This window comes from Flavicella sp. IMCC45537, assembly GCF_057197705.1.
The window spans coordinates 269,398-292,682 of record NZ_CM170067.1 but is presented as its reverse complement, the minus strand read 5'-3'; the positions used below and the strand labels follow the sequence as shown (position 1 = coordinate 292,682).

General features: G+C 33.2%; 26 protein-coding genes. 11 read left to right on the top strand and 15 right to left on the bottom strand.

Features of this window, described 5'->3' with window-relative positions:
- Positions 1-16: 16 nt before the first annotated feature.
- Positions 17-1,657 (top strand): alkaline phosphatase PafA, encoded by a 1,641-nt coding sequence (gene pafA, locus AC2DGP_RS01355; RefSeq protein WP_484491237.1) that lies wholly within the window; start codon positions 17-19, stop codon positions 1,655-1,657.
- Here the strand turns inward: pafA and AC2DGP_RS01350 are convergent.
- The 5 genes from AC2DGP_RS01350 to AC2DGP_RS01330 all read right to left on the bottom strand — a co-directional run bounded on the left by AC2DGP_RS01350 (position 1,654) and on the right by AC2DGP_RS01330 (position 4,868).
- Entirely contained in the window at positions 1,654-2,955 is a 1,302-nt protein-coding gene (locus AC2DGP_RS01350) for a dihydrolipoamide acetyltransferase family protein (protein WP_484491236.1), read from the bottom strand. The genes pafA and AC2DGP_RS01350 overlap by 4 nt on opposite strands.
- A 195-nt stretch (positions 2,956-3,150) precedes the next feature.
- Positions 3,151-3,612 (bottom strand): TspO/MBR family protein, encoded by a 462-nt coding sequence (locus AC2DGP_RS01345; RefSeq protein ID WP_484491235.1) that lies wholly within the window; start codon positions 3,610-3,612, stop codon positions 3,151-3,153.
- A 6-nt stretch (positions 3,613-3,618) separates the two neighbouring features.
- A complete protein-coding gene (locus AC2DGP_RS01340; protein ID WP_484491234.1) occupies positions 3,619-4,017 on the bottom strand; it encodes a DUF2452 domain-containing protein in 399 nt (132 codons plus the stop codon).
- Positions 4,014-4,181, bottom strand: a complete 168-nt coding sequence (locus tag AC2DGP_RS01335; RefSeq protein ID WP_484491233.1) for a Lacal_2735 family protein — start codon at positions 4,179-4,181, stop codon at positions 4,014-4,016. The genes AC2DGP_RS01340 and AC2DGP_RS01335 overlap by 4 nt, the downstream gene beginning before the upstream one ends.
- 3 nt (positions 4,182-4,184) lie before the next feature.
- A complete protein-coding gene (locus AC2DGP_RS01330) occupies positions 4,185-4,868 on the bottom strand; it encodes an SDR family NAD(P)-dependent oxidoreductase (RefSeq protein ID WP_484491232.1) in 684 nt (227 codons plus the stop codon).
- Between the two features lie 114 nt (positions 4,869-4,982).
- Here AC2DGP_RS01330 and AC2DGP_RS01325 point away from each other — a divergent pair, with 114 nt between their 5' ends.
- Genes AC2DGP_RS01325 through AC2DGP_RS01305 form a run of 5 tightly spaced genes read left to right on the top strand, consistent with a single transcriptional unit; the run spans position 4,983 to position 9,412 of the window.
- The gene (locus tag AC2DGP_RS01325; RefSeq protein ID WP_484491231.1) at positions 4,983-5,642 is read left to right on the top strand and encodes a TetR family transcriptional regulator C-terminal domain-containing protein; all 660 of its coding nucleotides are present in this window, start codon (positions 4,983-4,985) and stop codon (positions 5,640-5,642) included.
- A 10-nt stretch (positions 5,643-5,652) separates the two neighbouring features.
- Positions 5,653-6,966 carry an ABC1 kinase family protein gene (locus tag AC2DGP_RS01320; protein WP_484491230.1) on the top strand — a complete coding sequence of 438 codons (1,314 nt, stop codon included), beginning with the start codon at positions 5,653-5,655 and terminating at the stop codon, positions 6,964-6,966.
- Complete coding sequence (locus tag AC2DGP_RS01315) at positions 6,963-7,577, top strand: flavin reductase family protein (protein ID WP_484491229.1); 615 nt, start codon at positions 6,963-6,965, stop codon at positions 7,575-7,577. Before AC2DGP_RS01320 ends, AC2DGP_RS01315 begins: the two co-directional genes overlap by 4 nt.
- Positions 7,578-7,580: 3 nt before the next feature.
- A complete protein-coding gene (locus AC2DGP_RS01310) occupies positions 7,581-8,999 on the top strand; it encodes an SDR family oxidoreductase (RefSeq protein WP_484491228.1) in 1,419 nt (472 codons plus the stop codon).
- A gap of 50 nt (positions 9,000-9,049) precedes the next feature.
- Positions 9,050-9,412, top strand: coding sequence for a hypothetical protein (locus AC2DGP_RS01305; protein ID WP_484491227.1), 363 nt, complete (start codon positions 9,050-9,052; stop codon positions 9,410-9,412).
- Positions 9,413-9,482: 70 nt separating this feature from the next.
- Here the strand turns inward: AC2DGP_RS01305 and AC2DGP_RS01300 are convergent, their stop codons facing one another.
- The 8 genes from AC2DGP_RS01300 to hemA form a co-directional block, all read right to left on the bottom strand.
- Positions 9,483-10,178: a hypothetical protein gene (locus AC2DGP_RS01300; protein ID WP_484491226.1), complete on the bottom strand. Its 696-nt coding sequence runs from the start codon at positions 10,176-10,178 to the stop codon at positions 9,483-9,485.
- Positions 10,179-10,306: 128 nt separating this feature from the next.
- Positions 10,307-11,209, bottom strand: a complete 903-nt coding sequence (gene hemF / locus AC2DGP_RS01295; protein ID WP_484491225.1) for an oxygen-dependent coproporphyrinogen oxidase — start codon at positions 11,207-11,209, stop codon at positions 10,307-10,309.
- 76 nt (positions 11,210-11,285) lie between these two features.
- On the bottom strand, positions 11,286-12,311 hold the full coding sequence (gene hemE / locus AC2DGP_RS01290; protein WP_484491224.1) for a uroporphyrinogen decarboxylase: 1,026 nt from the start codon (positions 12,309-12,311) through the stop codon (positions 11,286-11,288).
- Between the two features lie 259 nt (positions 12,312-12,570).
- Positions 12,571-13,863, bottom strand: coding sequence for a glutamate-1-semialdehyde 2,1-aminomutase (hemL, locus tag AC2DGP_RS01285; RefSeq protein WP_484491223.1), 1,293 nt, complete (start codon positions 13,861-13,863; stop codon positions 12,571-12,573).
- A gap of 68 nt (positions 13,864-13,931) precedes the next feature.
- Entirely contained in the window at positions 13,932-14,897 is a 966-nt protein-coding gene (gene hemB / locus AC2DGP_RS01280; RefSeq protein WP_484491222.1) for a porphobilinogen synthase, read from the bottom strand.
- A gap of 2 nt (positions 14,898-14,899) precedes the next feature.
- A complete protein-coding gene (locus tag AC2DGP_RS01275; protein ID WP_484491221.1) occupies positions 14,900-15,568 on the bottom strand; it encodes a uroporphyrinogen-III synthase in 669 nt (222 codons plus the stop codon).
- Positions 15,569-15,585: 17 nt separating this feature from the next.
- Positions 15,586-16,506: a hydroxymethylbilane synthase gene (gene hemC, locus AC2DGP_RS01270; protein WP_484491220.1), complete on the bottom strand. Its 921-nt coding sequence runs from the start codon at positions 16,504-16,506 to the stop codon at positions 15,586-15,588.
- Positions 16,507-16,523: 17 nt separating this feature from the next.
- Positions 16,524-17,774 (bottom strand): glutamyl-tRNA reductase, encoded by a 1,251-nt coding sequence (gene hemA / locus AC2DGP_RS01265; RefSeq protein ID WP_484491219.1) that lies wholly within the window; start codon positions 17,772-17,774, stop codon positions 16,524-16,526.
- A 307-nt stretch (positions 17,775-18,081) separates the two neighbouring features.
- On the opposite strand from hemA, the gene AC2DGP_RS01260 reads away from it, so the two are divergent.
- From AC2DGP_RS01260 to AC2DGP_RS01250, 3 genes are all read left to right on the top strand, one after another.
- Positions 18,082-18,978 (top strand): helix-turn-helix domain-containing protein, encoded by an 897-nt coding sequence (locus AC2DGP_RS01260; RefSeq protein WP_484491218.1) that lies wholly within the window; start codon positions 18,082-18,084, stop codon positions 18,976-18,978.
- A gap of 4 nt (positions 18,979-18,982) precedes the next feature.
- Positions 18,983-19,999, top strand: coding sequence for a ferrochelatase (gene hemH, locus AC2DGP_RS01255; protein ID WP_484491217.1), 1,017 nt, complete (start codon positions 18,983-18,985; stop codon positions 19,997-19,999).
- A gap of 161 nt (positions 20,000-20,160) precedes the next feature.
- Positions 20,161-20,307 (top strand): hypothetical protein, encoded by a 147-nt coding sequence (locus AC2DGP_RS01250; protein WP_484491216.1) that lies wholly within the window; start codon positions 20,161-20,163, stop codon positions 20,305-20,307.
- Between the two features lie 54 nt (positions 20,308-20,361).
- Here AC2DGP_RS01250 and AC2DGP_RS01245 read toward each other — a convergent pair whose 3' ends face one another.
- Together AC2DGP_RS01245 and recF are read right to left on the bottom strand one after the other, a co-directional pair.
- A complete protein-coding gene (locus AC2DGP_RS01245) occupies positions 20,362-20,658 on the bottom strand; it encodes a DciA family protein (RefSeq protein ID WP_484491215.1) in 297 nt (98 codons plus the stop codon).
- Positions 20,659-20,676: 18 nt separating this feature from the next.
- Complete coding sequence (gene recF / locus AC2DGP_RS01240; protein ID WP_484491214.1) at positions 20,677-21,759, bottom strand: DNA replication/repair protein RecF; 1,083 nt, start codon at positions 21,757-21,759, stop codon at positions 20,677-20,679.
- Between the two features lie 170 nt (positions 21,760-21,929).
- Between recF and AC2DGP_RS01235 the strand changes: the two genes are divergently transcribed.
- Together AC2DGP_RS01235 and ribH are read left to right on the top strand one after the other, a co-directional pair.
- Positions 21,930-22,697, top strand: coding sequence for a tetratricopeptide repeat protein (locus tag AC2DGP_RS01235; protein ID WP_484491213.1), 768 nt, complete (start codon positions 21,930-21,932; stop codon positions 22,695-22,697).
- A 35-nt stretch (positions 22,698-22,732) separates the two neighbouring features.
- Complete coding sequence (gene ribH / locus AC2DGP_RS01230; protein WP_484491212.1) at positions 22,733-23,212, top strand: 6,7-dimethyl-8-ribityllumazine synthase; 480 nt, start codon at positions 22,733-22,735, stop codon at positions 23,210-23,212.
- The last annotated feature ends 73 nt before the right edge of the window (positions 23,213-23,285 follow it).

The following is a 23,285-nucleotide window of genomic DNA, read 5'->3' as shown; positions in this document are numbered from 1 at the left end:
ACCAAACAATATTCCTATGCAAAACACAATTCTTTTCTGTACAGCAATCTTATTTTCTTTAACCTCAACGTTTGCTCAAAACAAAAACAAACCCAAGTTAATGGTTGGAATTGTCGTAGACCAAATGCGCTATGATTATTTATATCGGTTTGAAAACAAATATGGTAATGGTGGTTTTAAAAGATTAATGAACAAAGGATTCCATGCGGAAAACACACATTATAACTATGTACCTACTTATACTGCGGTAGGCCATGCTTCAATTTACACCGGAACTACCCCGCAAAACCATGGTATTATTGGAAACGATTGGTATGATAAATTTCTTAAAAAAAGTATTTATTGTGTAGATGATGCTGCATATTCTTCAGTTGGTACAAGCACCAAAGCTGGGCAAAAGTCTCCTTATAGGATGCATACAACAACTGTTACGGATCAACTGAAACTTGCCCAGAATTTAAAAAACAAGACCATCAGCATCGCCATCAAAGATAGATCATCTATATTACCAGCAGGGCACACGGCAGATGGTGTCTATTGGTTTGAAGGAGGCAAAAACTCACATTGGATTACCAGTAGTTTTTACACGAAAGAACTGCCAAAATGGGTACAGGAATACAATAATGGAAATTCTATAAATCAATATCTAGAAAAAGATTGGAACACTTATTACCCAATAGAAACTTATACCGAAAGTATGGAGGATGACAATCCTTTTGAATGGAAATTTAAAGGAGAAGAAAAACCTGTTTTCCCACATAAGCTTCCCCTCTTAAAAGAAAAAAATGGAGGTTCTAATATTTTAAAATCTACTCCTTTTGGAAATTCTTTGACGACAGACTTTGCGCTAGCTGCAATCAAAAATGAAAATTTGGGACAAACTGATGGTACCATTGATTTTTTAACCATTAGCTATTCCAGTACAGATTATGTTGGTCATAAATATGGGGTGGATTCCAAGGAGATTGAGGATACCTATATTCGAATGGATTTGGAAATAGAACGATTATTAATTTACTTAGATAAAACCGTCGGTAAAAACAATTACACCTTATTTTTAACCGCTGATCACGCCGTGGCACAAACTCCAAATTATTTAAAAACACTTGGAATCCCTGGTGGACATTTTGAATACTCTAAATTAAAAACAAGAATTAAAGAATTATCCTTAGAAAATTATGGTTCAGATAAAATTGTGGAGACTATCTCTAATTACCAATTATTTTTCAATTATAATGAATTAAAGAAATTAAAACTTTCTTCTGTAGAAGTTCAAAACTTTTTTGCTCAAGAATTAATAAATTTCAATCAAGTATACAAAACGATTACAGCACATACGCTTCAAACTAGTGAATTTAGAAAAGGTATTTACAGTTTAGTACAACAAGGGTACAATCAAAAATTATCTGGTGATGTTATTTTGGTCCCGAATCCTTCTGTGCTGCTAGGACATGATGCCTTTGGAACTACTCATGGAAGTGGTTATAGCTATGATACCCATGTTCCATTATTGTTTTTTGGTAAAGGGATACAAAAAGGTTCTTCAAGCAACTATTATCCAATTATTGACATCGCACCAACGCTATGCAATCTTTTAGAAATTGAATTTCCAAACGGTGTTACAGGTAAAGTAATTAGTGAAGCTATAAAAAACTAAAATGCTGCATCAGCATCCCAAGCTTCTAGGTAATCCTTAATAAATTTAATAAACAACCCTCCCAATGCACCATTTATAACTCTATGGTCATAAGAGTGTGATAAAAACATTTTCTGACGAATTGCTATAACATCCCCTTCCGGTGTTTCAAGTACTGCAGGAACTTTACGAATGGCACCAATAGCTAATATTGCAGCTTCTGGTTGATTTATGATTGGAGTACCAAATAAACTTCCGAAACCTCCAACATTTGTTACCGTATAAGTACCACCTTGAATCTCATCTGGTTTTAGCTTGTTGTTTTTAGCTCTTGCAGCCAAGTCATTTACAACTTTTGCCATACCAATTAAATTCAATTCATCTGCTTTATGAATTACAGGAACAATTAGGTTACCATCACCTAATGCGGCAGCTAGTCCAAGATTGATATCTTTTCTAATTGCAACTTTTTTATCACCATCAAATGACAAGTTCACCAACGGATATTCTTTAATAGCAGCTGCTACCGCCATCATAAACACAGGAGTATAAGTCAATTTTTCTCCCTCTCTTTTTAGAAAAGCATCTTTGTTATTTGACCTCCATGTTACCAAATTAGTAACATCAACCTCTATAAAAGATTGTACATGAGCTGACTTTTGAACAGAATGAATCATATGATCAGAGATCATCTTTCCCATTCTACTTAATTCTATCAATTCATCTTCTCCATTTAAAGATAATGGAACTACGGCTTGGGCTTTAGATACTGAGACAGTAGGCTCTGTTTTTTTCTCTACAACACGTGTTTCTAAGTATTCTAAAATATCAGATTTTGTAACCCTACCTTCTAATCCTGAACCAGGAATTTTATCTAACTCTTCTTGACCAATACCTTCTTCACTTGCAATATTTCTTACCAGTGGAGAATAAAATCTATCAGAGGTAACCACTTTAGTAACTGCTGTTTTAGATATTACGGCTTTTTCTATATCTTTTTCAACTTGCTGGGCAGCTTCGGAAACAGAACTATCAACTTTTTCAACGACAATATCATTCACAGAACTCTCAAGCTCTCCCTCTACTTCAATAATCGCTAAAGTCTCCCCAACTTTTACTACTGAATCTTTCTCATGTAAAATTTGAACTAACGTACCAGAAACTTCACAAGGAACATCAGAATCCACCTTATCTGTTGCAATTTCCACAACAGACTCATCAGCTTCAATAACATCTCCTACTTCTTTCAACCAACCTGTAACTGTTGCCTCAGCAACACTTTCACCCATTTTTGGTAGTTTCAATTCAAATTTAGCCATAGTAACAATTTATTGGGAACTTAACATCCCTCGTATTCAATAGTTGAACCGCCAAATTAGTGGCTAAGTTCATTATTTTAATGCTTCGCAAATTTAGTAAAAATATAGACAACAATCTTAAGGAATCAATCTAGATAAAAGTTCAGTAATAACTAAAGAATTTCAAAGAAATCAATCTTACTGAAAGCTGAAATATTAATTCATGATAACCGCAAAGATATTCAATGAATTAGCTATCAGTAACCAAAGAAAATAAGGAACTACCAACAGGCTGTAATATTTCATTTTTTTTAAATATGTAAACAGAAAAAAACCAACAATTACCGTTAGAGAAATTAAAATAATCCCTGCCACTAGCATCTGATGTTGATTGAAAAACACCCAATTCCATGAAATATTTAACAACCATTGAATAAAAAAAAGTTTTGAGATCTTTATTACTTGTTCTTTTTGCATCAAAATCGCCATATAAAAAGAAAAGCAAACCATAATAGTTGACCATGCAGCACCAAAAACCCAACCAGGCGGTGTCCAAGGAGCTTTATGTAATTTCAAATACCAATCACTCGTTGGGCCAGAATTCATAAGCCAAGCACCTATCCCTAAAGCGGCAAAATTTAAGGTAAAAAATAAAAGTACTCTAACAAACTGTTTCATTAATATTTATATTTTGGTCCATAATTTATCACTATTCAAGAGAAAACTCCCTAGATAATCAAAATTACATTCTTTTGGAGAGAGAATTGAAAGAAAATTTTCTCCATTTTTATTTATGTACAGATGATATGTTTTTCCTACAATAGGCTCAAAACTAAATTTTGCATTGTACAACATTTGATTGTCCGTAAAATTTTGTTTAAACTCTTCTAACTTTGCAGTCAATTCTTCAAATTTTGTTTTGAACTGAGCATTCACCGTTTGTAAATTGGTTTGTTTCCAAGAAATGGTGTTTGGTATTGATATTACAGGAGCGCTTAGGTTTGTTCCATACTCCTTATAAGATGCATCATAAACACCTTTATCTTCATTAAACACTACATTATCTGGCTTCTTTTCTATCATATTTGATGCGCCTCAATTTGCTCAAGAACCGCTTGGGCTTCCACTATTTTTTTATCACTTTCTGTTCTGTTGATCTTCGATAACTCAAAAGATTCCCGAAGTAACTTTTCATACGAATCTTGCAATATTTCTAACTTTGATTTTTTCTTAAACAATCCAAACATCTTTTAAACTTTTAAATTTGTAATTCCACAATCCATTTCTATAACCTGACCAGAAAAAGACTTGGCTTTATCAGAAATTAAAAAACTAGCCATTTCTGCTACTTCGGCGGCTTCTAAATATCTTTTCAAAGGATGTCGGTCAGCACTTAACTCTTTTGATTTATCATTCCTTAAAATTTTTTCTGCCAATCTAGTATTCGTTAACGTTGGAGCAATCCCATTAACTCTAACCGTAGGTGCATACTCTGCTGCTAAAGATTTTACCAAGCCCTCCACAGCCCCTTTAGCCGAGGCGATACTTGTATGAAATGGCATCCCTATTTTTACCGCAACTGTACTAAACATAACTACCGAAGGTGACATTCCTTTCTTTAATACAGGCAAGTATTTCTGAAGTACTTTTATTGCTCCCATCACATTTATCTGATAGTCTGCATAAAAATCTTCTTCTTTCAGCCTAGAAAAAGGCTTTAAATTTATACTTCCCGGACAGTAAATAAGAGCATCTAAATTCTCTAATTCTGGCAATTCATCTGAAAGAACATCTAAATGATACTCTTTTAAATTCTCATGCTCTATACCCACAGAATTACGTTGGATGCTAATTATTTTTGAGTGCTCAATTTCGGACTCTATAAGAGCTCTACCAATACCACTACTTCCTCCAATTATTCCTATTGTTTTCATAATAAATAGATTAACTTTATAAAACATAACATTATACAAAACTACATTTTTTTGTTTAATAAACAATATTATTTATTAAACATTATGTATCTTTGATAAACAGAAACGAATATCATGGCAACACAAAAAAAAATCACATCACAAGAAATCATTTCAAAATATATGGATGTTACCCTTACAGAAGGGAACAAACCACACTCCATATATAAATTTACGAAGGAATTAGAAATTGAAGAATCAGAGTTCTACAATTTCTTTAGTTCTTTCGAACAAATAGAAAAGAAAATCTACGCGCTTTTTCTAGAGAATTCTGTTTCATTACTTGAAAAAAACGAAGAATTTCATCAATATGACCCAAAGAACAAGTTACTGAGTCTTTATTTTACACTTTTTGAAAACTTTACTGCAAACCGCTCTTACCTATTAATGGACTTGCAAGGTGAATCATCTAAATTGAAATCATTAAAAAAGCTAACTGATCTAAAGCAAGATTTCACAAGGTTTGTAAACAGTATAGGTATTGACAAAATAGACCTAAAACAAGAAAAGCTGCAGAAAATACAGAACAAAGGTTTTGAAGAAGCATTTTGGATGCAATTTTTATTAATCTTAAAATTCTGGATGAATGACACTTCTCAATCTTTTGAAAAGACAGATGTTTTTATTGAGAAAAGTGTTCATGCATCTTTTGACATGATCAACACACAACCCATCAAAAGTTTTATTGACTTAGGTAAATTCATCCTAAAAGAAAAAATGGATTTTAAACTTTAAAATATCCAGTATGAAAACAATAGACAATATCCCCACTTCCAAAATACAAAGAGCTACTAAGCTAGTAACTACAGGTGCCAAAGTTGGAGTTAACTATATGAAATACTATGGTGATAAAATATTAAGTACCGAAGAAGAAGCTAAAGAAAAATTAAACAAAGCAAATGCTGAAGATATTTATGATGGTCTAAAAACCATGAAAGGGAGCGCCCTAAAGGTAGCTCAGATGTTAAGCATGGAAAAGAATATTTTACCAAGAGCTTATGTTGAAAAGTTTTCTTTAGCCCAATTTTCTGTCCCTCCATTATCACCTCCACTAGTTATCAAATCATTCAAAAATTATTTTGGCAAACACCCTTCTGATTTATTTGACTCTTTCAATTTAAACTCTGTAAATGCCGCCAGTATTGGTCAGGTGCACAAAGCCGAAAAAGATGGAGAAAAACTGGCTGTAAAAATCCAATATCCGGGAGTAGCAGAAAGCATCTCAACCGATCTTGCTTTGGTGAAACCGATCGCCATGAAAATGTTCAATATCAAAGGAGAAAATTCAGATAGATACTTCAAAGAAGTTGAAGATAAACTTACCGAAGAAACCAACTATAATTTAGAGTTTGCACAAAGTGAGGAAATTGCCAATGCTTGTGTACACATCCCTAATTTAAAATTTCCAAACTACTATAAAGAATATTCATCTGAGCGAATATTAACGATGAGCTGGATGGACGGTATTCATTTATCAGAGTACACCAATCAGCCGATGGATTCTGAGGTCTCGAAAAAACTAGGACAAGCTTTGTGGGATTTTTATATGTTTCAAATCCATAAATTGAAAAAAGTTCATGCAGACCCTCATCCAGGAAATTTTTTGGTTAACAAACAAGGCGAATTGATCGTGATTGATTTTGGCTGCATGAAATCCATTCCTGATGAATTTTATGTTCCATATTTTGAACTTGCGAAAAAAGAAAATATTGACAATCCTGAAATTTTTGAGAAAACCTTATTTGAATTAGAAATCTTACGAGAAGATGATACAGACAGGGAAAAAGCTTTTTTCAAAGAATTATTTCATGAAATGCTCAGTTTATTCACGCAACCATTTCAGGTAGACACTTTTGATTTTTCTGATGGAATTTTCTTTAATAAAATAGCCGAGTTAGGAGCTAAATATGCAAAATCTACAGAACTCAAAGACATGAACGGAAACAGGGGTTCAAAACATTTCATTTACATCAACAGAACTTTTTTCGGACTCTATAATTTGATGCACGATTTAAAAGCCAAAGACATCAATATAAAAACATATTACACCATAGGATGATTGAATTTTCAAAAAATAAAATTGACGGATTACCACATTTAGAAAAAATAAACTTAATAAACTCAGCAACCGGTTATAAATCAGCAAATTTAATAGGAACTATATCGAATGATGGTATCACCAATTTAGCAATCTTTAGCTCCGTTACTCATTACGGTTCTGCACCTGCTATATTTGGTTTTGTGTTGAGACCCACAACCGTTGCTAGAAATACATATACCAACATAAAAAACACAGGTTATTTTACAATAAACCCCGTTCATGCTTCTATTATAGAAGATGCTCATCATACGTCCGCTAAATATCCAGAAGGGATTAGTGAGTTTGATAAAACCAACTTAGAAGAAGAATATAAAGACGACTTCCTAGCTCCTTTTGTAAAAGATTCCCCAATACAAATCGGATTAAAACTCATTGAAGAACACCCTATAAAAGCAAATGGTACAATTCTAGTTTTGGGAGAAATTGTGAAATTATATGTAAAAGAATCCTTGATAGAAAATGATTTTTTTATTAATTTAAGCAAAGCTAACATTGCAACCATTAACGGTCTTGATGGATACACGATACCTTCTAATCCAAAAAGACAAGCTTACCAAAGACCTAAATAAACTATGAAAATTCTTATAACTGGTACAACTGGATACATTGCAAAAAGACTCATCCCATTACTCTTAGATCAAAAACATGAGCTTGTTTGTTGTATCAGAGACCTTATGAGAATCCCTGAAAATTTCAAAAACAACGATCTCATCACCTTTATTGAGGTAGATTTTTTAAAATTTGACAAAAACCTAAAATTCCCCATAGACATTGATGCTGCCTATTATTTAATACACTCCATGTCAACCTCTTCAACTGATTTCAGTTCGCTAGAAGAAACCTGTGCGAAAAATTTTAAAAAATATGTCTCCGAATCTAATTTACAACAGGTAATTTATCTAAGCGGTATCACCAACGATGAAGAACTATCAGACCACCTGATGTCTAGAAAAAATGTTGAGCTAAATTTGGCCTCTCCTAAATACGCCCTTACCACTTTAAAAGCAGGAATCATTGTAGGAAGTGGTAGTGCCTCTTTTGAAATCATAAGAGATTTAGTCGAAAAACTTCCCATAATGATTGCTCCCAAATGGCTACAAACCAAAACACAACCAATTGGAATATCAGACGTTATTTTATTTCTAAACCGAGTATTACTTAAAAAAGAATTATTCAACCAATCTTTTGATATTTATGGTCCTGAAATTCTTACCTATAAAAAAATGCTGTTAGAATTTGCTGATGTAAGAAAATTAAAAAGAACTATCATTACAGTACCTGTAATGACCCCTAAACTATCATCTTACTGGTTGTACTTTGTAACCTCAACATCCTACTCTTTAGCATCTTCTCTTGTAGATAGTATGAAGGTAGAAATTATCGCCAAAAAAAACAACCTAGCAAGCATTTTAAACATTAAACCAATTTCTTATAAAACTGCTGTTGAAAGAGCCTTTGACACTATAGAGCAAAACATTTTAATTTCTAGTTGGAAAGATGCAATGGTTAATGGAACTAATGAGGATAAACTTTCTAAACATATTAACATTCCTCACTTCGGATGTTTTAGAGATATAAGACATAAAACGGTTAAAAACAGAGAAAAATCTTTAGATAAAATTTGGGCTATTGGCGGAGATACCGGTTGGTATATTGCCGATTTTTTATGGCGCGTAAGAGGATATATGGATAAACTAGTTGGCGGCATTGGACTTAGAAGAGGAAGAACCCACCCTACCAAATTGCAAACTGGAGATGCATTAGATTTTTGGAGAGTGATATACGCGAATAAAAAAGAAGGTAGATTATTGCTATACGCAGAAATGAAACTTCCTGGAGAGGCATGGCTCGAATTTAAAATGATTAAAGATCAGCTTTACCAACGTGCTGTTTTTAGACCTAAGGGAATAATGGGGCGTCTTTATTGGTACACTGTGCTTCCATTTCATGGAGTTATATTTCAAGGAATGTTAAAAAAAATTGTGGAATAAAAGGAATTCATGTTTAATTGTTTTAATTTTGACTGCTAAAACTAACTATTTTGAAAAATATTTTTATCGCATTTATTACGATTCTATCTGTTTCTATTTCTTCTTGTGACAGAGCAACGGTTACACCAGGGGAGTATCCTATTATCGGAAAATGGAAATACACTTCTGATGGAGGAAGTATATCTATCACTAGGACTTTTAAAGCAGATCAATCCTATATATACCAAGGTGTAAACAACACGAGTCCTGAATTAAATGTTACGCTAACAGGAACCTACGAATCTGACGGTACAAACTTATCATTCACTTATTCAAATGGTTCTACCGACACAGGCAAATACACCTCTACCGATTTAGAGCTTATTTTAACTATGGCCAATGAAAATGGGCCTACGGTTTATATAAAACAATAAGTTTTTACAAAAAAATAAAAAAAGGATGTTATAAAATAACATCCTTTTTTTTATCTCTATATTCAAAAATTTATAAACTAATCAGAGGAACTGCTTGCTCTAAAAGAACCTTATACTTATAACCATATCCTAAATCAATATCTGTAGCAATAATTCCTTCTAAGGTTACGATATCCCCTACTTCAAAAACCTCTTTTGAAGTAATAATCAAATCAAAATCGTCACCATACTTGGTTCCATCCTCTAAATGAATCCAATTTTTATTCATAATCATAGGATTGAATTTGGTTACTTTTCCTTTCACTACAATTTTCTTTCCATTATACTTTTTGTAGTCCTTATTTAATTCCACTACTGTAGTTACTCCTTCTATCTTCTCTATAACAATAGCTTCTCCCTTAGGTAATTTTGATTTTTTCATTATTGGTTGATCATTATCATCTCCATTAGTATCCTTATGAATTCTTTGTAAAAACAAAATAGAATTGAACGTTCTATTCAACTCTTTGCTTTTAAACTTAAACATTTCTAATCCATCATTAAAGTAATAGGTTTCCCCTACTTTACCTTCAAAAGAAGGAGCTGCTAACCAAACTTCTTTTCCATTTTCATCTGAACGCACATATGTATAACCACTAACCTGAATAACTTCTTTCGCTACAACTTCATGAGCAAAGGCACTTTCTTTATTTATTTTTTTACCACCTTCCTTACAAGCAATAAAAACCAAACCAACCAACAAAAGACTTATAATTTTCTTTATCATAATTTTTAATTTTTCTGTATCATTACATAAATATACAACACACCATCTCTTCTACCTAAAAATGAATCTGAAGTTGTATTCATTCGTTGGAGAAAAAAAAGGATACTAAATTAGTATCCTCTATTTTTTTATATCCATTCTTTCGGCTGCTCCAATATTGAAACTAAATATGCCTCATCACTACCCTCTATAGGCTTATGATTGTAATGCCATTGTACCTTTGGAGGTAAACTCATTAAAATAGATTCTATCCTTCCATTTGTTTTCAAGCCGAATAAAGTTCCTTTATCATGAACTAAATTAAATTCTACATAACGTCCCCTTCTAACCTCTTGCCAGTCACGTTGTGACTCTGTATATTTTAATTCTTTTCGCTTTTCAACAATTGGAACGTAACTTTCTAAAAAGCTATTTCCTACCTCAGTTACAAAGTCATATCGATCTTGTAAACTAAATTCATCATTCTTTTTCAAATAATCAAAAAATAAACCACCTATTCCTCTTGCTTCATTTCTGTGTGCATTCCAAAAATATTCATCACAACGTTTTTTATACATCGGATAAAATTCTTTATGATGCTTATCACATGCTTTTTTGCATACAGAATGAAAATGAACCGCATCCTCATCAAATAAATAATAAGGAGTTAAATCTTGTCCACCTCCAAACCATTGCGTTACTATCTCACCTGTATCATCATACATTTCAAAATAACGCCAATTTGCATGCACTGTTGGTACCATTGGATTTTTTGGATGTAATACCAAAGACAGGCCACAGGCAAAAAAGTTTCCTTCTTTGACACCAAAATTGTCACGCAACGCTTGTGGCAGCTCCCCTTCAACCGCAGAAATATTTACACCACCCTTTTCAAAAATAGCTCCGTTTTCAATTACACGAGTTCTACCCCCACCTCCTTCTGGTCGTTTCCATAAATCTTCTACAAATTTTGCTTTTCCATCAACTGCTTCTAACTTAGAAGTAATGGTATCTTGAAGATCTTGTATGTACTTATAAAATTGTTCTTTCATATTTATTGGGATTCTGGACATAGGACTCAAGACTCATGATACTCAAAATAAACCACTTGACTCCTGAATCTCGATTCTAACTACGATATTCTTTCACTGCTTCTATAAAAGCACCTGCGTTTTCAAGTCCAATATTTGGTAATATTCCATGACCTAAATTCACAATATATTTATCTTTTCCAAAAGCATCAATCATTGTTTTAACTTGTTTCTTGATTTCTGCAGGAGGAGAAAACAAACGAGTTGGATCAAAATTCCCTTGTAAAGTGATATTTCCACCTGTTAATTTTCTAGCCCATTCTGGAGTAATCGTCCAATCAACTCCCAAAGCAGAAGCATTTGATTTTGACATTTCTTCCAATGCAAACCAACATCCTTTTCCAAAAGCAACAACTGGAGCATCATCTTTCAACGCTTCAATAATTTGATTGATATATTTCCAAGAAAACTCTTGATAATCTACTGGAGATAACATACCTCCCCAAGAATCAAAAACTTGAACGGCATTTACACCTGCTTCTACTTTTTTCTTTAAGTAGGCAATTGTAGTATCTGTAATTTTCTGCAATAAAGTATGTGCAGCAACCGGCTGTGTAAAACAGAACTCCTTAGCTTTATCAAAGTTTTTGGAACCTTGCCCTTGTATACAGTAACACAAAATTGTCCAAGGAGACCCAGCGAAACCAATCAAAGGAATTTCATCCTCTAACATTTGTTTGGTTAGCTTGATAGCATCCATTACATACCCCAAGGTCTCATCAATATCAGGAACAATCGCTTTGTTAACATCTTCCATAGTACGAATCGGATTAGGCAACCATGGTCCGATTCCATTTTTCATTTCTACTTCAATATTCATCGCTTGAGGAATTACCAAAATATCAGAAAATAAAATCGCAGCATCCATACCATATCTTCTGATCGGTTGTACGGTAATTTCTGCAGCCAATTCTGGAGTCTGACATCTCGTAAAGAAATCATATTTTTTCTTGATTTCTTGAAATTCTGGTAAATACCTTCCTGCTTGACGCATCATCCAAACAGGTGGTCTTTCAACTACCTCTCCTTTTAATGCTCTTAAGTATAAATCGTTTTTTATCATAATATAATAGTATCTCGAATCAAGAAACAAGATTCAAGCTTTATTTTAATTGTTGGTTAAATTTATATAACATCTTTTGTACTTACTGAATTGAATTTTCAACCTTTTTAAAAGTTAATTCAAACTTTTCAGAATCTGGAAAAGTATTCGTCACCAAGTAAATCTCTTTACAAAGATCCTTAGACAACTTCCAAACATGTAATTCTTTAAAATTGTACATCGTAGCAATTCCTGATTCTTGAATCCTTATTCCCGTATCTTATTTTATTTCTGACACTTTTTTCATAGCTGCATCCACCGCTACTTCAAAATTTTCTAAATCTTTACTTGACAATGCAGAACACAAAAACCATGACTCAAATTGAGATGGTGGCAAAAACACTCCATGTTTGATCATCTCCCAAAAGAAAACTGCAAACTTTTCTGTATCGCACTTTTGAGCCTCTGTAAAATTTGTAATTTCTTCTTTTGCAAAAAATGGATTGATCATCGATCCAAATTTATTCACAGTAATGTCAACCCCATATTGAGAAGCTGCACTTGATAATATTGAAGCAATTTTTTCTGCAGTTTTTTCGAATTTCTCGTATGGATTTTGACGCTTTAATTCAGACAATGTAGAAATTCCAGCAGCCATTGCAATTGGGTTTCCTGACAAGGTTCCTGCTTGATACATCCCTCCTAAAGGCGCTACATTTTCCATAATTTCATTCCTAGCACCATAAGCTCCTACCGGAAATCCTCCTCCAATAACTTTACCCAAACAAGTAATATCTGCTTCAATACCTAAAAGTTCTTGCGCTCCACCAAATTTAGAACGAAAACCAGTCATTACCTCATCACAAATCAAAAGTACACCGTTCTCTTTTGTTAACTTTCTCAATCCGTGGATAAATTCTTGAGATGGTTGTACAACTCCCATATTACCCGTAACTGGCTCTAAAATTACCGCAGCAATATCTTTGTGCTCTTGAAAATGTTTTTCTACACTTTCTAAATTATTATACTCTGCAATCAACGTATTTTCTACCGCTTGCGAAGGCACTCCTTTTGATCCTGGTAAACTTAAAGTAGCCAAACCAGAACCTGCAGCCACCAACATAGCATCCATATGTCCGTGATAGCAACCAGAAAACTTTACTATTTTATCGTTTCCTGTATGCGCTCTTGCCAAACGAATAGCGCTCAAAACAGCTTCAGTACCTGAATTCACAAAACGTACTTTATCCATGCCCGGAAAAGCATCACATACAATTTTGGCTAATTTTATTTCTGCATTCGTAGAAGCACCAAAAGAATAACCATTTTTCAAGGCCTTAGAAATTGCTTTTTCTACTTTTTTATGACGATGCCCTAAAATCATTGGTCCATAAGACAAAACCATATCAATATATCTATTGCCATCTACATCTTTAATCTTACTTCCTTTAGCTTTATCGATAAACAAAGGATTTCCGCCTACTGATGCAAATGCTCTAACAGGTGAATTTACAGCCCCTACAAGATTTTCTAAACCTTTATTGTATAGTTTTTCTGATTGTTTGAATTTCATATTTTTTGTATTTGGTCTTTCCTATTCGACTATTATTAATAGTCCAATGCTAATACTTTATCTAACTACTATTTGTCTTTTAATAATTTTGCCACTTCCTTTGCGAAATAAGTAATAATGATATCTGCTCCAGCCCGTTTCATAGACAACAAGGACTCCATCATCACTCGCTCACCATCTATCCATCCTTTTTCTGCGGCGGCCTTCACCATGGCATATTCTCCGCTTACATTATAACATGCAATCGGACGATCATACGTATTTTTTAAGTCTCTGATAATATCTAAATAAGACAACGCTGGCTTCACCATTAGAATATCTGCACCTTCTTGATCATCAAAAGTTGCTTCTCTTAAACCTTCATCTCTATTTGATGGATCCATTTGATACGTTCTTCTATCCCCAAATGTTGGTGCAGAATCTGCAGCATCTCTAAACGGCCCATAAAATGCTGAGGCATATTTAACAGAATACCCCATAATAGGCAAATTATAAAAACCAGTATTGTCAAGAGCTTCACGAATTGTGGCAATTGTTCCATCCATCATACCTGACGGTGCAACCATATCAACACCTGCTTTTGCATGCGAAATAACCTGTTTTGCTAAATTCACTAATGTAGCATCATTATCTACATCATTGTCGTGAATTACACCACAATGACCGTGGCTTGTGTATTCGCAAAAACACACATCAGTAATTACATACAAACTTGGATAGTTTTTTTTAATATAGCGAATTGCTTGTTGCATAATTCCTTGATCATTCCAAGTTTCTGTTCCAGAATCATCTTTTTCAGAAGGGATACCAAATAATAAAACTGCTGGAATATCAAGTTCCACAACCTCGTCTAACTCAGTATGCAAACAATCTAAAGAAAAACGTTTGATGCCTGGCATAGAAACAATTTCTTTTTCAATATTTTCACCCTCTTCAATAAACAAAGGATAAATCAAATCATCAGTTGTCAATTTATTCTCACGAACCAACCTTCTAATTCCTTCCGTTTTCCTAAGACGTCTTGTTCTATTCATACTTATTTTACTAGTATTTCATTTACTTTATCTAACACAGACTCCACCGTAGTAGTATCTGATATATACACATTATCAAAATATTCAATTGCTTTTGTTGCTGTGGTAGTCCCTATACAAAACACGGGAGTTGAATTCACTCTATTCTTTTTAATATAGCTCTCAACTCCAGAGGGACTATAAAATAAGATAGCATCATAATTCTCCGCAACTTTCACAGGAATTAATTTAGTTTGATACACCAAATATTCAGTAACCAAAACCCCATTTGCGGCCATTACTTGTGGTAAATCATTATTTCTTAGATTGCCACAGAACCAACTTATTTCTTTGATGTTAAGCGCTTCATTTGAAAATCGTTCAGCCAAAAGCTCCGCTAACTCTAAAGCATTATTTGCTACCAAGGCAACCTGTATACCAAAACATTCTAATAATTCTTTTGTTTTAGTTCCCACACAAAACACAACATCAAAAAAAGAAGTTGAAATTTGATGTTTTTCAAACACAGACCGAACACTATTAGCGCTGGTAAAAACTGCATTTAAAATATTCTCTTTTATTTCAAAGTCACTTCCATAAGAAATTTCTATCATCGAAATTTCATCCAGCGTAATTCCTTCAATTACTGATTTTTGAGGATTGGATAAAATTTTAGTTGATAAAACTCTCACGTTCGTTAGTTATTGAATTATTTTTTAATCACTTTTTTTATTTCCTTCATCAACTCAGCACCACCATCTTCAAGAATCTCCTTTGCGCTATGAACTCCTAATTGCTTAGCATTATGAAGCGAAGCCATTCTAAAAACACCTTTTTGCTCCTTACCGTCAATTGAACTCAACAGTCCTTTGAAGGATACATTTTCTCCATCTATTTCTGCATAACCACCTATTGGTGCAGTACAACCTCCTTCTAAGGTTCTCATAAAATCTCTTTCAATCCCTACACATAAAGCAGTATCATCATGATGTAATTTTTTACAAGCATCCAAAACAAAAGCATCTGATTCTAGTGCCGTAATCATGATTGCCCCTTGCGCCGGAGCCGGTATCATCCAATCCAACACCAGGTGTTCTTTTGGCAACAACTTTATACGTTCTAGTCCTGCTTTTGCAAAAATAGCCCCATTCCAATTATTATCTTCTAATTTTTTCAAACGAGTATTCACATTTCCACGCAAATCCGTAAGCTTATGTGTTGGATATTTATGTAACCATTGCGCAGTTCTTCTTAAACTACCTGTTGCAATTGTTGCTCCTTCGGCAACCAACTCTTCCTCTGTTCCTTTATAAACAATTACATCATTTACATCAGCCCTTTCCAAAACAGCAGCTTGTACTATTGTATCTGGTAATTGAGTAGGTACATCTTTTAAAGAATGTACCGCAATGTCAATCTGACCACGTAGCATAGCAACATCAAGTGTTTTTGTAAACACTCCCATACTACCAATTTGATGCAAGGGTATATCTAAAATTTCATCTCCTACCGAAGACAATTCAATTATTTCCGTGGTATACCCTAATTCATTTAAGGAGTCCTGAACTAAATGGGCTTGCCACAAGGCCAACTCACTATTTCTAGTTCCAATTCTAATTGCTTTGGTCATATAATTGATTGGGAAAATTATTTATTTATCTGCATATCAAACATTTTTGAAATCACATCAATACTTTGATCTACAGAAGTATCTTCAGCTTTTAAATGTTTGACAAATTGGGTTGTGATTTTTTGAATCATTCTTGAAGCGATAACTTCAGCATGTTCAACATTAAATCCATCTGTTTTTTTACTCTGAAAATCGATTGCATCATTTTGAATTGACATCAATGAAGATTTCAATGCATTCACCGCAGGGGTAAACTTTCTGTGATCCAACCATTCCATAAACTCAGATTTATGTTCATCAATGATTGCTTCCGCTTTAGGGATTTCTTTTTCTCGTTCAGCAATTGTTTTATTGGTAATTTTTGATAACTCGTCAATATTTACCAAATTAACTGATTCCAATTCACCTACAGCCAAGTCAACATTCTCTGGCATGGATAAATCAAGGATCAGCAACTTTTTATTCTCAGCAACATTTTCTGTAGTTATTGTTGGTACGTTTGCTCCAGTGGATACAATTAAAATATCAGCTTTTTCAATTTCAGCGTTCAATGCTGACAACGTTTCTATTCTAACTTCTTTATGTTGTTCATGAAACGCCCTTGCTTTACTTTCTGTTCTATTTATCAATACAACATTATCATTTTCAGTATACTGAATTAGATTTTTACAAGTGTTTTTACCTATATCACCCAAACCATAAACCAAAATGTTTTTCGATTCAAAATCTTCCACTTTTTCAATAATATACTGAACCGCGGCATAAGAAACTGATGTGGTACCTGAACTTAATTTTGTTGAATTTTTTACTTTTTTACTAGCCTGCAACACCAAATTGATCAATCTCTCTAAATAAGCATTTAGGGTGTTTTGATCTTTTGCTATTTGAAAAGACTCTTTTAATTGCCCAACAATTTCATAATCTCCTAATATCTGACTATCTAAACCTGTAGCTATTTTAAACAAATGACGAATCGCATCTTTTCCTTTATAAACATTCGAAACGTTTACAAATTCTTCAACAGAACCTTGTGAGTATTTACATAGCAAAGAAATCAACTCAAATGGATGATTTGCAAATCCCATTATTTCAGTTCGATTACAAGTAGATAAAATAAACACTCCATCTACTCCAAACTTCTTTGCTTCTCTAAGAAGTAAAACTTGGTTTTCTTTAGTTATACTAAAAGCCCCTCTCGTTTTCACGTCGGCTTTTTTATAACTTAAACCTACATTATATAATTTTCTTCCTTTAGATTCGATACTCATCAATACTATATTTCGTTCTGATTACAGTCTATTCATTGATTAGGATAAATAAACCACGCCAAAAGTACCACCTTACTTCCGATAAAAACATCGCTAAAAGGACTTTAAATATCGTTGAAAGGAACGAAGCCTTAATTTAGAATCATTACAAACAAAACAAAACCCTTTAAAAAACAACCATTTACAATAATCATATGGTAAATTACATAATTTTTATTGCGCTTAAAACATAAAAACAACAGTCAAAAAACTTTGATATTTATCGGTTTTTTTATCGTATTTTTGCTGTGTAAATAATTTATCACGTATGAATTTCGATACCTCAAAATTTAAAAACATCGACAAAAGTACTATTCGTCTTTACAGAGAAAAAGGAACTTTTACGTTAGTGAATTACCGAAATGACACAGACGAGACTTTATTTCAACAATTTGAACTAGAAGACAACTATATACAGATTTACTTTAGTTTAAATAAAAAAATATCCGTTGCCTTTAATATGGAACATTGTGCCATACACCTCACTCCAGAAGACTCTGGCTTGGTGTATTTTAAAGAGGACAACACCAAAGTTTTGACAACATTACCTCCTCATGGAGAGTTACTTGGACTTCTTATACCTGTTCCTTATTTTCACTCATTATTTGCACACGAAGGAGACTCTTTTTTCAATTTCGCAAGCATCAAAGGTGGAAGACCGATTATTGAAGAAAAAGTTGTAAGCAACTCAACAAAACTAGTTCTAAACCAATTAGTTGATAAAAAACTACACGGAGCACTTCAGAACATATATATGAAGGGAAAAATATACGAACTCTTAAGTCTGTATTTTAACATCTCCGAAGAAACCGAATCAGACCACTGCCCATTTATGGCTAACGAAGAAACGGTTGCTCAAATTAAAAAGGCCAAAGATATTATGATTGAGAATATGGCCAATCCACCAAGTTTAGAAGAACTTTCTAAACAGGTAGGACTTAATATCAAAAAATTAAAAATGGGTTTCAAAGAGTTTTATGGAACCCCTGTTTTTACTTTCCTTTTGAATTACAAACTGGATTATTCAAAAAAACTTTTAGAAGAAAACAAATTAAACGTTTCTGAAATAGCAACTCAAATTGGCTACAGCAACTCTAGTCACTTTATCGCTGCATTCAAAAAACGTTTTGAAATTACTCCCAAACAATTTACAAAACAAGAATAAAATAATGAAAGGTGTATTATTAGTAAATTTAGGATCTCCGGACACACCAAATCCTAAAGACGTAAGAAGGTATTTGGATGAATTTTTAATGGACGAACGTGTGATTGACACAAACGTTATTTTAAGAAACATACTAGTTAGAGGTATCATACTAAACACGAGACCTAAGAAATCTGCAGAAGCTTACCAAAAAATTTGGTGGGACGAAGGCTCTCCATTAATCGTACTTTCTGAAAGGTTCCATAAAAAAGTAGTTGCAAAAACTGACATTCCAGTTGCATTAGGAATGCGTTATGGTTCTATGAGTATTAAAGAAGGATATCAAAAACTGGCCGAACAAGGTGTTACAGAAGTTTTACTGGTTCCTTTATACCCGCATTACGCAATGTCCTCTTTTGAAACGGTAGAAGTAAAAGCAAAAGAAGTACAGCAAAAGTTTTTCCCTGAAATGACTACTGAGGTACTTCCTGCATTTTACAATAAGCCAGATTACATTAAAGTAATGGCGGAAAATATCAAGAAAAACATTGAGGGGTTTGAACATGACCATATCTTATTTTCTTACCACGGAATACCAGAGCGTCATATTCTAAAATCCGATACTACAGGTTCTCATTGTAAATTAGATGGATCTTGCTGTAACAAACCCTCAAAAGCACACGCTACTTGTTACAGACATCAATGTTTTGAAACCACTAAAGAGATCGTAAAAGAACTGGGACTTAAAGAAGGGACTTACAGTAACTCTTTTCAATCTAGACTAGGTAGAGATCCTTGGTTAAAACCATATACAGATTTTGAATTTGAAAGACTTCCTCAAGAAGAAGGAAAAAAGAAATTAGCTGTAATTACGCCTGCTTTTGTTTCTGACTGTCTAGAAACACTAGAGGAAATAGCAATGGAAGGTGAAGAACAATTTAAAGAAGGAGGAGGAGAATCCTACAAACATATCCCTTGTTTAAATGACAATGATGATTGGGTTGACGTTATGGTTGACTGGATTAATAACTGGAAAAACTAATTTATAAAAAGTATTTTTAAAAGCGCTTCTTGAAAAAGACAGCGCTTTTATTTTTAACAACCTTTTCTTAACATTGACATAACTAACCTTTTCTTAACATTGACATAACTTTAAATTCTGATATCGTATCTATTTTTGCAGTGTAAAAATTAAAATCAGAAATGAAAGTATTTATCGTTTTATCAGCACTGGCATTATTCACATTAGCTTCTAGCTCTAAAAAGCAAGATTCAAAAGTTGAAGTTACTAAATCGTTGAAAATTTTAAATATCCACGAAACAACGGATGCTAAAATTTTATTAGCTTAAAACTTTCCTTTACAAAACATAAAAAAAGCCAACTTGTAAGAGTTGGCTTTTTTATTATAGTAACATTACTTTTTTTATTTCATTACCTCCCAGCGCCTCATTCATCATGGCTAGAATTTTCTCTTTACCATACCCTAGTTCCTCCCTAAGTACAGAAGAAGTTAGCTTTACAAATAAAGTACCATTTCGCAGCTCTACTTTCTCTGTATAACTTGCAACACCATTTCCCATAAGAGAATCCCAGTTTTCTTTCACAGAAATTTTCTGCATCCCTTTAGAAAGATTATTTTCTTTTATAAAGCTCCCCATTAAATCTTTAAGCGAGAGATACTCCTCTTGACGTTTTGCCATATCTATTTATTGCGAACTTTAAGAAAGTTCAAACATTTTATACGATTTATTAATTCTTTGCACTACTTCTTCTGTTCTTTCCGCATGAGTATCCGTAATAAACAATTGACCAAACTGATCATTATTAACCAGTGAAATAAGTTTAGAAACCCTATTTTCATCAAGCTTATCAAATATATCATCCAACAAAAGAATCGGTACTACCTTAGATTCTTTCTTTATAAAATCAAACTGAGCTAACTTTAAGGCTATCAAATATGATTTTTGTTGTCCTTGAGAACCAAACTTTTTTATGGGATACCCTCCGATTTCAAAAACTAAATCATCCTTATGCACACCAGAACTAGTGTACTGAAGCATTTTATCTTTTTGCAAGCTTTCCGCTAAAAGTGTTTCAAAATCCACTTCTAATAACTGAGACTTATATACTAAATTCACCTCCTCTTTTCCTTCGGATATCGTACGATACCTCTCATTAAAGATAGGTATAAATATCTTTAAAAACTCTCTTCTTTCTTTATGAATAATTTCACCGTATGAAATCAACTGCTGGTTATACACTTCTAAATTAACCGCATCAAACGTTCTATTGGCTGCAAAAAATTTCAGTAAGGCATTTCTTTGCACCAATGTTTTGTTATATGCAATTAGAGTTTTTAAATAGGACTGATTCTGCTGAGAAATCACACTATCAATAAATTTCCTACGTGTTTCACTCCCCTCTATAATCAAATCTCTATCCGCTGGAGAAATAATCACTAAAGGGAACTTACCTATATGTTCAGAAAATTTTTCATAAGCCTTACCATTTCTTTTAATTATTTTTTTTTGCCCTTTTTTTAAACTGCAAAGAATCACCTCCTCACGATCATCAACTTCATAAGTTCCTTCTAGCATAAAAAACTCCTCACCATGTCGAATATTCTGAACAGCGACAGAATTAAAATAACTTTTCGCAAATGACAAATAATAAATAGAATCTAACACATTTGTTTTTCCAACGCCATTATTTCCAACAAAACAATTTATCTTCTCCTTAAAATCAAACACTTGCTGTGTTAGGTTTTTATAATTTACTAAAGATAATTTACGCAAATACATAGTTCAGTTGTCATATAAATAAGAGGCCGCAAATTATTAAAAGTTTTGCGAAAAAGAGACTTTTTAAATTCAATTAAAAAAACTATTTTTGCTTGCTTATAAATCGAAAATAAATTAAAAAACTTATTTTTTCGATCGAAATAAACCAAAAAAAAGAAAAACAAAAATAGATGGCAACATACAAGAAAAAAGGACAGAAAAAAGTTAAAAGTGCACCTGTAGATCACGTTGAAGAAGAAAGCACAACTGCTGAAGTATTCAAAAATTTAGAGGAAAGTGCTTCAAAGTCTGAACAATGGATTGAAAAATATCAAAAACCATTATTTTCTGGATTGGTACTTGTTGTTGTTCTAATCTTGGGATACATTGCTTATAACTCTTATGTTATAGAACCAAAAGAGCAAGAAGCGGCAAACGAATTATCTTTCCCTAAAGAAAACTTTGAAGAAGCTATCAATGCTACCGATGACGCTCAATCTTTATTCAATTTGGCTTTAGAAGGTGCTAACGGTAAATACGGTTTTATCGATATCGCAGACAAATACAGCGGAACTAAAGCAGGAAACCTTGCCAATTACTACGCAGGTCTTTCTTACTTAAAAACAAATGACTACAAAAACGCTATTGCTTACTTAGAGAAATTTTCTTCAAGCGATGCTTTGTTAAGTCCTGCAGCCTTAGGTGCTATTGGTGATGCTTTTGCTGATTTAGATCAAAACAACGATGCTTTATCTTACTACGAAAAAGCAGCAAATACCAAACCGAATGCATCTACTACTCCATTGTACTTATTAAAAGCTGGTAATACTGCTTTAGATTTAGGTGATGCAAAGAAAGCAGAAGGTTTCTTTTCTGAAATCAAAAACAAATACCCTGAATCTGCTTTAGCTAACAATATTGAAATGCACATCAATAAAGCTAAGTACGCACAAAATTAATTAGTAGTTACCTACTCAATATAAAATTAGCATTCATGGCTACTACTGACTTATCAGCATATGACAAAAATACAGTTCCAAACGCGAAAAATTTTCGGTTTGGAATTGTTGTTTCTGAATGGAATGAATCTATTACAGATGGCTTATACAAAGGAGCTGTAAAGGCTCTTTTAGAAAACGGAGCTCTTGAAGAAAACATAATAAAATGGGACGTTCCCGGGAGTTATGAATTGATTTATGGAGCAAAAAAAATGGTTAATTCTCAAGATCTCGATGCGGTAATCGCAATAGGAAACGTGATCAAAGGAGAAACCAAACACTTTGATTTTGTTTGCGATGGAGTAACACAAGGAATCAAAGACTTAAACATAATACAAGACATTCCTGTTATCTTTTGCGTTTTAACCGACGATACCATGCAACAATCTATTGAAAGATCTGGAGGTAAGCACGGAAACAAAGGAGTAGAATGTGCTATCGCAGCGATTAAGATGGCTGTGATTAAAAATATTTAATCCTTATTACAAACTCTTATTTCCTTGAAATACTTTGTTAATTTCTTTAACAAAGTTTTCAAGGAATTGACTT

What these genes read in the sequence shown, in the direction of transcription:
- AC2DGP_RS01315 (WP_484491229.1), top strand. Translation starts at nt 6,963, where the DNA reads ATGATTGAATTTTCAAAAAATAAAATTGACGGATTACCACATTTAGAA.
- AC2DGP_RS01300 (WP_484491226.1), bottom strand. Translation starts at nt 10,178, where the DNA reads ATGATAAAGAAAATTATAAGTCTTTTGTTGGTTGGTTTGGTTTTTATT.
- AC2DGP_RS01345 (WP_484491235.1), bottom strand. Translation starts at nt 3,612, where the DNA reads ATGAAACAGTTTGTTAGAGTACTTTTATTTTTTACCTTAAATTTTGCC.
- AC2DGP_RS01325 (WP_484491231.1), top strand. Translation starts at nt 4,983, where the DNA reads ATGGCAACACAAAAAAAAATCACATCACAAGAAATCATTTCAAAATAT.
- AC2DGP_RS01320 (WP_484491230.1), top strand. Translation starts at nt 5,653, where the DNA reads ATGAAAACAATAGACAATATCCCCACTTCCAAAATACAAAGAGCTACT.
- AC2DGP_RS01335 (WP_484491233.1), bottom strand. Translation starts at nt 4,181, where the DNA reads ATGTTTGGATTGTTTAAGAAAAAATCAAAGTTAGAAATATTGCAAGAT.
- AC2DGP_RS01350 (WP_484491236.1), bottom strand. Translation starts at nt 2,955, where the DNA reads ATGGCTAAATTTGAATTGAAACTACCAAAAATGGGTGAAAGTGTTGCT.
- AC2DGP_RS01245 (WP_484491215.1), bottom strand. Translation starts at nt 20,658, where the DNA reads ATGGCAAAACGTCAAGAGGAGTATCTCTCGCTTAAAGATTTAATGGGG.
- hemE (WP_484491224.1), bottom strand. Translation starts at nt 12,311, where the DNA reads ATGATAAAAAACGATTTATACTTAAGAGCATTAAAAGGAGAGGTAGTT.
- AC2DGP_RS01330 (WP_484491232.1), bottom strand. Translation starts at nt 4,868, where the DNA reads ATGAAAACAATAGGAATAATTGGAGGAAGTAGTGGTATTGGTAGAGCT.
- hemL (WP_484491223.1), bottom strand. Translation starts at nt 13,863, where the DNA reads ATGAAATTCAAACAATCAGAAAAACTATACAATAAAGGTTTAGAAAAT.
- AC2DGP_RS01235 (WP_484491213.1), top strand. Translation starts at nt 21,930, where the DNA reads ATGGCAACATACAAGAAAAAAGGACAGAAAAAAGTTAAAAGTGCACCT.
- pafA (WP_484491237.1), top strand. Translation starts at nt 17, where the DNA reads ATGCAAAACACAATTCTTTTCTGTACAGCAATCTTATTTTCTTTAACC.
- hemF (WP_484491225.1), bottom strand. Translation starts at nt 11,209, where the DNA reads ATGAAAGAACAATTTTATAAGTACATACAAGATCTTCAAGATACCATT.
- hemA (WP_484491219.1), bottom strand. Translation starts at nt 17,774, where the DNA reads ATGAGTATCGAATCTAAAGGAAGAAAATTATATAATGTAGGTTTAAGT.
- recF (WP_484491214.1), bottom strand. Translation starts at nt 21,759, where the DNA reads ATGTATTTGCGTAAATTATCTTTAGTAAATTATAAAAACCTAACACAG.
- AC2DGP_RS01340 (WP_484491234.1), bottom strand. Translation starts at nt 4,017, where the DNA reads ATGATAGAAAAGAAGCCAGATAATGTAGTGTTTAATGAAGATAAAGGT.
- hemH (WP_484491217.1), top strand. Translation starts at nt 18,983, where the DNA reads ATGAAAGGTGTATTATTAGTAAATTTAGGATCTCCGGACACACCAAAT.
- AC2DGP_RS01260 (WP_484491218.1), top strand. Translation starts at nt 18,082, where the DNA reads ATGAATTTCGATACCTCAAAATTTAAAAACATCGACAAAAGTACTATT.
- hemC (WP_484491220.1), bottom strand. Translation starts at nt 16,506, where the DNA reads ATGACCAAAGCAATTAGAATTGGAACTAGAAATAGTGAGTTGGCCTTG.
- ribH (WP_484491212.1), top strand. Translation starts at nt 22,733, where the DNA reads ATGGCTACTACTGACTTATCAGCATATGACAAAAATACAGTTCCAAAC.
- AC2DGP_RS01250 (WP_484491216.1), top strand. Translation starts at nt 20,161, where the DNA reads ATGAAAGTATTTATCGTTTTATCAGCACTGGCATTATTCACATTAGCT.
- hemB (WP_484491222.1), bottom strand. Translation starts at nt 14,897, where the DNA reads ATGAATAGAACAAGACGTCTTAGGAAAACGGAAGGAATTAGAAGGTTG.
- AC2DGP_RS01310 (WP_484491228.1), top strand. Translation starts at nt 7,581, where the DNA reads ATGAAAATTCTTATAACTGGTACAACTGGATACATTGCAAAAAGACTC.